A 12,133-nucleotide genomic window follows, 5' to 3' on the forward strand; every position below is an offset into this window, starting at 1 on the left:
AATATATTTTTGAAACAACACCAGCATATCTATGACGAGCACGGCGCCCAGGTCTGCTGCACTCTTGAAGAAAAGATCAATCGGGATGCAAAGCAGAAGATAACAACAGAGGATAATGACGAAGGTTGTTGCAATCATCATTCTGCCAATAATGTAAAGCAAAGTTCAGGACATAATGATGGACATGATCACGACCATGACCACGATCACCAGCACGGGTCTGGCATTTGGTCTATGTTTAGGACTGCTATCATAAGTCTTGCCCTTCTTCTCGTCGGTCTTGGATTGGATCATGTACTACACCCTCAATGGTTCAGCGGTTATATAAGGATCATATTGTATATAGCAGCCTATCTTCCTGTGGGACTTCCTGTGCTTAGGGATGCATGGGTAAGTATCACAAAAGGACAGTTCTTTTCTGAGTTTTTTCTAATGTCATTGGCTACCATTGGAGCATTCGCCATTGGAGAATACCCGGAAAGTGTTGCCGTGATGCTTTTTTATACAATCGGTGAAGGATTCCAAATGCTGGCAGTCAAAAGAGCGAAACTAAATATTCAAACTTTACTTGATCAGCGCCCTGACGAAGTCAGCATACTCCGATCTGGTGAGGTCATTAATATCAAAGCGGAGAATGCCGCTATAGGTGATATTATTCAATTAAAACCCGGGGAGAAGCTGGCATTAGATGGTGTCTTAATTTCAACAGCTGCTTCTTTTAATACTGCCGCCTTAACTGGAGAAAGTGTACCTCAAACCAAGAAGGAAGGAGATGTCGCATTGGCAGGAATGGTTAATCTTAATTCTCCTATTCACATCAGAGTAACTACTGCTTATCAGGACAGTAAACTTAGTCGGATCTTACAAATGGTTCAAGACGCTTCTTCCCGTAAGGCGCCTACTGAATTGTTTATCCGCAAGTTTGCAAAGATCTATACACCGATTGTTGTTGTCCTCGCTGCCATGATCTGCTTGCTTCCTATCCTTTTTGTGGAGGTCTATTCCTTTCAGGAATGGCTTTATAGGGCTTTGGTCTTCCTGGTGATCTCATGCCCATGTGCCCTGGTCATCAGTATTCCACTTGGATATTTTGGCGGTATTGGAGCAGCCAGTAAAAACGGGATTTTGATCAAGGGGGGTAACTTTTTGGATGTGCTCGCCGGTGTGACTCACGTCGTGATGGACAAAACAGGGACATTGACTGAAGGAGTATTTAACGTACAGGAATTAAAATTAGAGGCCGGTTTCGAAAAGTCTGAGGTGATATCTATGTTGAGTGCTTTACAATCTATGAGTACACATCCTATCTCTACTGCTATTCAAAACTATGCAGGCAAGTCTGAAACACGCCTTGTGGTCAGTGATGTGGAAGAAATATCTGCACATGGACTGAAAGGACAAGTCGATGGTAAGGAAATATTGGTCGGTAATTTCAGATTGTTGGATAAATATTCAATCATATACCCTGATTCAATTAATTCATTATCAGGTACGGTCACCGCATTTTCAATAGGTGGAAGATATGCCGGCTACATGAGTATCTCTGACAAGATTAAAAAAGAATCAGCTCACGCGATTTCACGCTTGCATTCTATGGGTGTAAGTACTACAATGCTTAGTGGAGATAAGCACGAAGTCGTTCAATCTGTGGCTAAAGAAATCGGGATCAAAGAAGCCTATGGAGAATTACTTCCAGTTGATAAAGTAGACAAGACAAAACAGATCAAGAATCCTCAAAATATAGTCGCATTCGTCGGAGATGGGGTCAATGATGCTCCTGTCATGGCTCTGAGTGATGTCGGTATCGCCATGGGTGGCCTGGGAAGTGATATGACTATTGAGACTGCTGATGTAGTAATTCAGGATGATCGACCGGACAAAATTCCTATGGCTATAGCTATCGGAAAACAAACGAAACGTATTGTGTGGCAAAATATCACTATGGCCTTCGTAGTCAAAGCCGCAGTGCTAATCATTGGTGCTAGTGGACTTGCAACCATGTGGGAAGCGGTATTCGCTGATGTAGGCGTGGCGTTGCTCGCCATTTTGAATGCGGTGAGAATACAGAAGATGCGTTTTTAGGAGGATGATTTTATATGATTAGGTTTTGGGAACGCAGATTTATTAAGATTTGCATGATATGTTTATGATTTTTAGATACAAATCTCAAAGATTGATTCCAAACCCCAAACCCCAAACCCCAAACTTCAAACCCCAAACCCTCAAATTAATTTTTCTTAATCATGTTGATCTTAGATCCACCTTGTCCTATGATGTTCATGACCTTATTGTCTGCTGTGTAGTTACCTACTTTTTCAGGATATTCTCCCGATTTTGTAGTTATAAAAAATAGATGTCCTTCTTCGGTGTACCAAGCTTTATCTTTTAATGGTTTTAATTCTCCATCCAGATAAGAAAGACTTCCATTTACATTAAAAAAGAGATATTTATTGCCAGAAATGATGGTTGGAACCTTGCCTTTAGAGTATTCTTTAATTTCCCAAAGTCCCACGACCGCTGGATCATGTCTGTCCATCGCGGTATTGCCTTTGTTCACATTTTTTACAATTTTTTCAGGCTTTGACGTATCTTTTTTGATTTCACTCGATGCAGGAGCATTGGCACTACTACTAATAAATACTTTTTGAAATTTCACAGGGAGTGGAGGGCTGATCTGGGGACGTACCATGGATAATAGAAACACAAGTGTGTCCTTATGATGATAACCTTCCACCTCGAATAGAGAGTTCAATAAGGTGTCTTTCGCCTGTCCGATAAATTTACCTTTTTCTATAGATCCCTTTACATTAAAGTTATTGGCCCTATCAAAGATCGTCCCTGTGATTGATTCATTCTCCCCGGCTTTAAGAAACATACTGATTTTCTTATCCCTTATCATGCCGACATATGTCCCTGCATAGTCTTTAGCTGTGTCTTGCTTACAACTGTGAAAAACGTTAGCGCAGATCAAGATCAGAAATATTGATTTAAAATTCATTTTGTGTATATGGTTTATTTCTGATCCTGATCCTGATTCTTATTTTCCAATGATAAAACGACTGGTGATCGCATTTTGTCCACTTCCTATTTTTAACAAATATGGTCCAGGAGCTAATTTGCTCACATCAACATCAGTCAGAGAGACATTGGAATTAAATTTTTCATTTTTTTCTATTACAATGGCTCCTTTGCTATCAACGATATTTACTTGCAGGAATTGCTCTTTAGCAAGGCCTTTAATCTGAAATGATAAGATTTCTTTGACAGGATTGGGATAGATATTGAGCTCAAATGCCGGCTTTACAATGTTTTTTGAACTTAAGGTCGCCAAGTCGAAGGTTTCTGAAGTTGCATTGATTGGTTTGGCCAAAGTGGCGATGGTAGCTATACCGGCAGCCGCAACTTTGGTGAGGAACTCAAAATTGATGGTGCTAAGCACATCCTGAGCCGTATGATAGTTGTGATTTCTTGTATCGGCACCATCTGTGATCATGAGTGCAGGAAATCCTGCATCCCAGAAAGGGGCATGATCACTTCTGCGGAGATCCTGAGCGATCGTACCTGTGCCGGGAACTACTAAGCTAATCACCTTAAGGGAGGGAACATATTCTCCTGCTGCCAGATTGAACATCGTGTTTAATGCGCCGGAAGCCGTGTTGCCGCAGTTAATTATAAAGTTTCCTCTGCTCTGATCGCTAATAATTTGGGTAACCTGAGTAGGAAATAAAAATTCAAATCCGTTAGGGATCGTCTGACTATTTGGTTCTTCTGATGAGTATCCGATCATCTCATAGTTGACCAGACCTTTGATCTTGTCACCGGCTTTGATCCCACTGGTTACATACTTACTACTTCCGATAAGGCCAAGCTCTTCCAAATTGAAATTTGTAAATTGGATATTGTTTTCAAAGCTGTAATCTTTCAGCACCCTCATTGCTTCCAGCACACCGACTACACCTGTGCCATTGTCATCTGCTCCCGGTGCATTACTGGCTGAATCAAAATGGCCATTAATGAGGCAGAGTTGGTTATTATACAATCCTTCTTTCTGTCCAATGATATTATTGAAGGCTTTGTTATTGTACATGAAAGAATGGTTTCTCTGAGTCAATCCGGCTGCACTCATTTTATTGGAAATGTAGTTTTCTACTTCAGCCAATTTCGCCGGAGCTGCTGTATAATGTCTTACGCCGACGATGGCTTCCAGATTGCTCATAAGAGAATCTTGGCTGACTAGAGCGACCATGTCTGCTATGGAAGGTGCATGACGATCATATGCCATTAATTTTAACTTGATTTTACTAAGGTCCGTGCCGGCATCGTACTGCCAAGAAATGGATTTTGAATTTCCTATCAGAATTGGGAATCCAAAATCACCGGTAGCATTTGTAACGGGCACAAAATTATCTCCTGCAGTACTCTGTTGCAAAACAATTGTGATCGTGTCGCTCTCAACATCTAAGAGGTCAAAAGTTAAGGTGATTAAACGATTTGCGGCATCATGGCTGAGCTGCACATCAGTAAGGTTAGGTGCGCTGTTCTGACTGATTAAAAGATTAAAACAAGAAAGGAAAGGAATTAAAAGGATTAGCTTTTTCATGGTGTGAATTTTAATTATTGTAAAAATAATTAATTTTTTATTTATCCCGAGTTAAAACTCTGGGCAATTGAAAGAGATTAATAAATATTTCTAACAAGGTTAAGCTTTATCGCACTGAATAAATTGTTAATTAAAACCTGGGACTAAAGTCCTATCATACTAATCCTTCGATCCGTTGACTAAAGTCAACGGCAAATTATTGCTGCTTTCCATTCTTAGTTACACTGAGATCGGAGTAGCATTTGACACCAGTCAAATCCCTTTGTGCACTTAAAAATTCAACATTAGCTATAAAATCTAAAAAACTAAAGCAGCTCAAATCTTGAAATGAAATTAAAACCTTTGTGAATCTTTGTGTTAAAACTTATTTTTTGATTCATATAAAAGGCTGCCAAGGCAAATTAATGTTATTAAATACTAAAGTTTAGGAGTTGCTTATTATAATGGTTTCTTATTATACAAATTATTGAATTCTTCTATCAGCTGGATGTACAATAAATCAAATAGTTATTTTGCATCATATCTTTTTTTCTTATATATTTAATTTACTTTCCTTACTTTCGTTCATCATTCCTATTCGCCGTCTTTTTATCTTAAACTAAAGTATTTTAAATGCGCTATCTGATATTTACCGCTCTGCTGATTGTCAATTTTTCTATCATTTCCTACGCTCAATTAGACAAAGATCCTGTCGATTATGTTAACCCACTCATGGGATCTCTATCCACCTATAGCCTTTCCTCCGGCAATACGTATCCGAGTGCCTCCATGCCATGGGGTATGAATAGCTGGACTCCACAAACAGCCAAAATGGGAGATGGATGGCAATATTATTATAATGCTGACAAAATACGAGGCTTTAAACAAACTCATCAGCCAAGTCCGTGGATCAATGACTATGGACAGTTTTCAATTATGCCTGTGACTGGAACCTTGAAGTTTAGGGAAAAAGACAGAATGTCCTGGTTTTCACACAAAGCTGAAGTTTCAAAACCATATTATTACAGCGTCTATTTGGCGGACTATGACGTGACGACAGAACTTTCACCGACAGAAAGAGCCTGTAGTTTCCAGTTTACTTTTCCAAAAAATGATGAATCTTACATCGTCGTTGACGCTTTTAATAAAGGTTCTTATGTCAAGATTTTACCAGCTCAAAAGAAAATTATCGGATACACCACCCGCAACAGTGGCGGCGTTCCATCAAATTTCAAAAACTATTTTGTTATCAAATTTGATAAGGCATTCGAATTGTCTTATACTTTTCAGGACAGTGTACTCATAAAGGATAAACTGGAGTTGACTTCTGATCATTCGGGGGCCATCATTGGGTTTAAGACTAAAAGAGGTGAAATAGTACACGCCAAAGTTGCGTCTTCTTTCATCAGTTTTGAACAAGCAGAACTAAACCTCTCCCGTGAGCTTGGTGACGATGATTTCAACACAACAAAAAACAAAGGACGTGCCATTTGGAACAAGGAATTGAGTCGCATCCTTGTGGAAGGAGGAAGTGATGAAGAAACGAAAACTTTTTATTCATGTCTTTACAGAACCATGCTTTTTCCGCGCAAACTGCATGAGATAAATGCCAATAATCAGACCGTCCATTACAGTCCTTACAATGGAGAAGTGCTTCCGGGGTTTATGTATACGGACAACGGTTTCTGGGATACCTTCCGTGCGGTTTTTCCATTTTTCAATCTAATGTATCCTGAAGTGAATTCGGAGATCATGCAGGCCATGGTCAATGTGTATAAGGAAAGTGGCTGGTTGCCGGAATGGCAAAGCCCAGGACATAGAAATTGTATGATCGGAAGCAATAGCGCCTCCATTATTTCAGATGCTTATATCAAAGGAGTAAGAGGTTTTGATGTAAATGTCTTGTATGAAGCCATGCTAAAGAATAGTAACAATGCAGGTCCAATGGAATCTGTAGGGCGTGCAGGTGTAAAAGAATACAATGAATTGGGGTATGTGCCGTATGATATTGGCGTGAATGAAAATGCCGCCAGGACTTTGGAATATGCATATGATGATTTTACCATAGCACAATTGGCCAAAGCACTTAAGAAACCTGAAGAAGAAATTGCTGTTTTTACTCAAAGAGCACACAATTACAAAAATGTCTTCGATCCTTCGACAAAACTGATGCGCGGAAGAAACAAAGATGGCGAGTTTCAGTCGCCATTTAATCCATTCAAATGGGGAGATGCATTTACAGAAGGTAATAGCTGGCATTATACCTGGAGTGTATTTCAGGATGTCAATGGACTGGCTATGGCTATGGGAGGACGCGACACAATGGCAATGATGCTGGATTCCGTATTTAAAATGCCGCCGATCTTTGATGATAGTTATTATGGTGGAACGATCCACGAGATCCGTGAGATGCAGATCATGAACATGGGTCAGTATGCGCACGGCAATCAACCTATTCAGCACATGATTTATCTCTACAATTATGCAGGCCAACCTTGGAAGGCGCAGTATTGGCTGCACCAGGTCATGAATAGAATGTACCATTCCGGTCCGGATGGATATTGTGGAGATGAGGACAATGGACAGACGAGCGCGTGGTATGTGTTTTCAGCCATGGGATTCTATCCTGTGACTCCCGGAACTACTCAGTATGTCATCGGGTCACCGTTATTTAAAAGGATAACGATCAGCTTATCGAATGGTAAAAAAGTGCAGATCAATGCTCCTGCAGTCAACTCTGAAAATGTGTACATCGATAATATTACGATGGATGGCCGACCTTATGAAAAATTATATTTTGAACATTTTGACTTGCTGAAGGGTGGTAAATATGATTTCAATATGTCTAAAGTTCCGACTACAAATAGAATTTACAAAGAGGTAATGTTTCCATTCTCGATGACGAAATGGCCGGAGGTGAAGAGGAAGTAGCTTGCGAATTTGTGATTGGTCAATAAATTTTAAATGCGGCATTGAAAATAAAGGGGATCAAATAATTAATTGATTTATACATTGACACAATTCAAAGGCAATTGAACGAGATTAAGAAGCATTTGAGATTTGATAAATCAGTAACTTCATGAAAAAACTGATATTTATAATCCGGGACATAAGTCCTATCCTATTTTATCCTCCGATCCGTTGACTGAAGTCAACGGCAAATTAGAAGGATCAATTCACGAGATAGCTTGCCGTTGGTTTTAACCAACGGAGGTGAATGTCGCACTGGATTGGACTTCAGTCCTTACATTTATTTAATTCAAAATGAGTAATTGTTGATTTATAGAGTGCTTGACATGAAGTGTTGGCTTGAAAAGACAGTATTTGGCTTTAGCCGGATGGGAAGAGAATTTGGAGTCAGTAAAATCTTGTGTGTCCTTTAAAAACACTAAAATAGTAAAAACCTATGTTCCTGCATGTTTCAATTAACTTTAAAAAGCAGTATGATTGAACCTGGGACACAATTCCTATCATTTTTTAACCTTCAATCCGTTGACACAAGTCAACTGCAAACTATGAGTTTGAATTTTTTTAAATTAACATATAGTCACATAGGCGTTTCGGGATAATAAACTTATGTGCCCTATGTTCTTACATGTTTCAATAATTCATTAAAAAAGAAAGAATAAGGAGCCTGGGACTGAAGTCCTTTCATAGTTATCCTTCGATCCGTTGACTGAAGTCAACGGCAAATTATTGTTGCTTCCCAATTTTTTAGAAACAGCTTGATCGAAGTAGCATTTGACACTAGTCAAATCCCTTTGTGCTCTCAAAAATTCAACACTAGCAAAGAAATCTAAAAAACCAAAGCAACTCTCATCTTGAAAAGAAATTAAAAACCTTCCCTCCTACGTGTTAGCAAACAAAGAATTTCTAAATGAACTCTGCCCTCCTTGCAAAAAACACCCCCCGCTTTGCGTACCCATCAAGAGGGGAAGATGCGACTTTATTTTTGTTTTTATTTTAAGGCATTGCTAAAATCAGACTCGAATTAACTGAGAAATGTGATTTCTCAAAATGCTGCACTGCTAGATCTGTGCCGCATTTGACGCCAGTCAAATCTCATTGTGAACCTCAAAAACAAATCAATAGCAAATTGTATTAAAAAACAATAGCCACTGCCGAATCGAGCTACAATTAAAAACCTCCGTGAAACTCTGTGAAACTTCATTTCTTTTGCCACCAATTCGTTAATAGCATCGAAGATAATGCACAAATATTGGCGAATGCCTCCCTCAAAAAATCGCTCATAGCTACTCAAAAGCCATACTGCCAGCTCTCATTATTCACTGTTCATTATTCACTATTCATTGCCTATCTGATACACATACTTCCTCCCATCTTCCACATCATGCTTCCTGAAGATCAGGTCCACATCGTGCCGGCCACTGTAAAGTCTATTGATTTCTTTGATCAGTGTGGACCTCTTGAATCTTTGTGATTCCGCAGGGATGATGTCAATGATTTCCAGAATGGTATCCAATTCATCTACAGAAAGGATCTTACCTTTTTCAAAGATTAAGGCCTCAAGGTATTTGTTGTTCCATGGCATAGTTTCGTCAGATAAAATAGCTGCTTCACTACTATTTTTTGTACGTTTTCGATAGATCAAATAGGCTCCAATTGTTACAGGAATTAGAGAGAGCAGCATAATAAGTGGGTAACTATTTCCATTTGTTTTCTTGACGATTTCAAAAAACTGTATTTGATCTTTTGCAGAGAGGTCGTAACGATGATCCATATCGTTTTTGAAATAGGTGACACTATCTCCAAAGATTCTGAACATTCCTTTGCCATTGCTTTGATATGCTCTGAAGGGTGTTTGCATCGATTCATAATGCTGACCGGTGATCTTATCTATCAATGTTAACTTGTCTCCATAGATGACATAGTAGTTTTCAAAATCAATGGTATACCAATGCAGTATAAAGGTCTGAGCATAGTCAAGTTTGAAACCATCCGGCCTTTCTTTTATGTATTGACTATTTATGTTAATTTCGATGGATTTTTTATTATTGAAAGCAATTATTCCTTCAGGTGACAGCCAGCCAAAAAGGGTCTCTAAGTTTTCGGTGAAGGGCAATAATTCCCATTCGCCGAGGTCTTCCTGAAATACGATCAACATGCTATGTGCACGCCAAAATCCATATCCGCCAAAGGAATATATCTTCCCTTTATGCACAAAGGCTTTGTTGCCATAATTAAATCCTCTGTTGGCTCCTTTGCATATGTTGTGCCAGGTATTATTGCGCCATTTATAGACACTCATGGCGCCGTTGGGCAATAAATATTTATCATTTCCGACTTCGAGGATGTCGAGTCTTTCTATTTTCAGTCCGGTTGTATTAGTTGAATCCAGGACTTTAATGGATTCGTTGAAAAGCATCCTTAACTCTGCCGAATCGGTTAACTCACCATCATCACGATAGACTACTTGGGAATATGCCTGGGTGTGGGCTACGCAAATAAATAGTAGGAGAATTAGATGTTTCAAATTAGTGATTTTATTTAAAGCTAAAGTTATCTTTAAATGATCGAATTTAAGTAGTTTATTTTATTTAATTCAATTTAATTATGGTATTAAATAAAAACAATAGGAAGTTGAATAATAAGCCCGAATTAAAACTCCGGGCTATTGAACGAGATTAAGAAATACTTGAGATTTGATCGATCAGAATAAAAATCAATTCAAGCCCTGCAAGGGCGACATACTCCAGCGAGGTGCGCAGCGCCTCGCAAATATTCCTTCCTAAAGCCGCCGCATTTGACGCCAGTCAAACCCCTTTGTGACCTCAAAAAAATTTCAATAGCAAATGGCCTTAGAAAACAATAGCCATTGCCGAATCGAGCTACAATTAAAAACCTCTGTGAAACTCTGTGAAACCTCATCCCTCCCACGCATCGGCAAACAATGGATTTCTTAATGTTCTCTGCTCTTCTTAAATAAAAACACCCCCCGCTTTGCGTACCCCTCAAGAGGGGAAGATGCTACTATGTTTTTGTTCTTATTTTAAGGGGTTGCTAGAATTAAAATTAAAAACCTCCGTGAAACTTTGTGAAATGTCTTCCTTTCAAAAATAGCTCAAAGCTACTCAAAAGCCTTACTGCCAGCTCTTATTATTCATTGTTCATTGTTCACTATTCATTATCCTCTATTCATTGCCTATCTGATACACATATTTCCTCCCATCTTCCACGTCTTGTTTCCGGAAGATCAAGTCCACATCGTAACGAGCGCAATAAAGCCTATTGATTTCTTTGATAAGATTGGACCTTTTAAATCGCTGTGTTTCGGCAGGGATGACATCGATGATTTCCAGAATGGTGTCCAATTCATCTACAGAAAGTATGTTACCTTGTTGCAAGAGTAGTGCTTCCAGGTATTTATTGTCCCAGGAGTGAGGCTCGTCTTTAGAAGTTATTAACTCACTTTTCTTCCGCTTCCTTTTTCTGTATATGATCATGGGCACAATGGTGGACATCAATGCGAGCGACACGAAGAATATGACATAGAATTGTTTGTCGCTATTCTGTTCTTTTTTATTAAAAAACTGTAATTCATCTTTTACACTAAGATCGAATCGATGATCCATATCACCTTTAAAATAGGTAACACTATCTCCGAATATTCTAAACATACCCTTACCATTTTTTACATAATGCCTAAAGGCTACTACATCAGATTCGTAGATTTGGCCGGTGGACTTTTCGATCAGCCATGCTTTAGTTATATAAATTAAATAGTAGTTTTTAAAATCATACTCATACCAATGTAAGGGTTCCAGGATAGGAAAATCGTTTCTGAGGCCCTCCGGACTTTCTCTTATGTTTTGGTCATCTATGTTAATTTCGATAGAACTATCAGCATTGAAAGCAAAAAGCCCTGTCGGTGTCTGCCATCCATACATGAAGTCAAGTTCACCTGTGAAAGGCAGTAGTTCCCATTCTCCAAGGTCTTCCTGAAATACGATCAACATGCCGTGTCCGCGCCAGAAACCATATCCACCCCAACAATAGATTTTCCCTTTGTGTACAAATGCTTTGTTACCATAATTAAATCCCCGATTAGCTCCTTTGCATATGTTGTGCCAGGTATTATTGCGCCATTTATAGACACTCATGGCGCCGTTGGGCAATAGGTATTTATCGTTTCCGACTTCGAGGATGTCGAGTCTTTCTATGTGCAATCCAGTTCTATTGGTCGAATCAAGGACTTTGATGGATTCGTCATAAAGCAGTCGCAATTCGGCCGAGTCAGTGAGTGCGCCATCATCTCTATAGACTACCTGAGATTGTGCCACGTTGATAGAAATCGTAAGGAAGACAAGAAGTAGTAAATATTTCAAATAAAGGTGTTTTAGAAATCTAAAGTTATCATAAAACATAAGGATTTGAAAAATAATAATATTACGCCAAAAATCTTGAATTGTACTTATCAAAAAAAGGAATCATCTGCACAAAAACAGGTATTTTATGCTGTTAAGATCTATGGGAAATAGTGAAAATGAGTAAAAAGGTTAAATATTCTGATAAGAATGCCTTTTTCATAAATAT

Annotated in this window: 6 protein-coding genes; 2 read left to right on the forward strand and 4 right to left on the reverse strand. The window is 38.9% G+C overall.

Annotation, left to right across the window (positions count from 1 at the left end; all coding sequences use genetic code 11):
- Positions 1 to 9 precede the first annotated feature (9 nt).
- Positions 10 to 2,082 (forward strand): heavy metal translocating P-type ATPase, encoded by a 2,073-nt coding sequence (locus IPI15_RS17205; protein ID WP_287405008.1) that lies wholly within the window; start codon positions 10 to 12, stop codon positions 2,080 to 2,082.
- A gap of 145 nt (positions 2,083 to 2,227) precedes the next feature.
- Here IPI15_RS17205 and IPI15_RS17210 read toward each other — a convergent pair whose 3' ends face one another.
- Positions 2,228 to 2,998 carry a hypothetical protein gene (locus IPI15_RS17210; RefSeq protein WP_287421552.1) on the reverse strand — a complete coding sequence of 257 codons (771 nt, stop codon included), beginning with the start codon at positions 2,996 to 2,998 and terminating at the stop codon, positions 2,228 to 2,230.
- A 39-nt stretch (positions 2,999 to 3,037) separates the two neighbouring features.
- Positions 3,038 to 4,600 (reverse strand): M28 family peptidase, encoded by a 1,563-nt coding sequence (locus IPI15_RS17215; RefSeq protein ID WP_287421554.1) that lies wholly within the window; start codon positions 4,598 to 4,600, stop codon positions 3,038 to 3,040.
- Between the two features lie 612 nt (positions 4,601 to 5,212).
- Between IPI15_RS17215 and IPI15_RS17220 the strand changes: the two genes are divergently transcribed.
- Entirely contained in the window at positions 5,213 to 7,510 is a 2,298-nt protein-coding gene (locus IPI15_RS17220; protein ID WP_287405014.1) for a GH92 family glycosyl hydrolase, read from the forward strand.
- Between the two features lie 1,372 nt (positions 7,511 to 8,882).
- Here the strand turns inward: IPI15_RS17220 and IPI15_RS17225 are convergent.
- Positions 8,883 to 10,073, reverse strand: a complete 1,191-nt coding sequence (locus IPI15_RS17225) for a hypothetical protein (protein ID WP_287421556.1) — start codon at positions 10,071 to 10,073, stop codon at positions 8,883 to 8,885.
- Positions 10,074 to 10,731: 658 nt separating this feature from the next.
- Positions 10,732 to 11,925, reverse strand: a complete 1,194-nt coding sequence (locus IPI15_RS17230; RefSeq protein WP_287405016.1) for a hypothetical protein — start codon at positions 11,923 to 11,925, stop codon at positions 10,732 to 10,734.
- Positions 11,926 to 12,133: the final 208 nt, after the last annotated feature.

The organism is Candidatus Brachybacter algidus (assembly GCF_016707225.1).
In the GTDB taxonomy this organism is placed as follows: Bacteria; Bacteroidota; Bacteroidia; order Chitinophagales; family Saprospiraceae; genus Parvibacillus; species Parvibacillus algidus.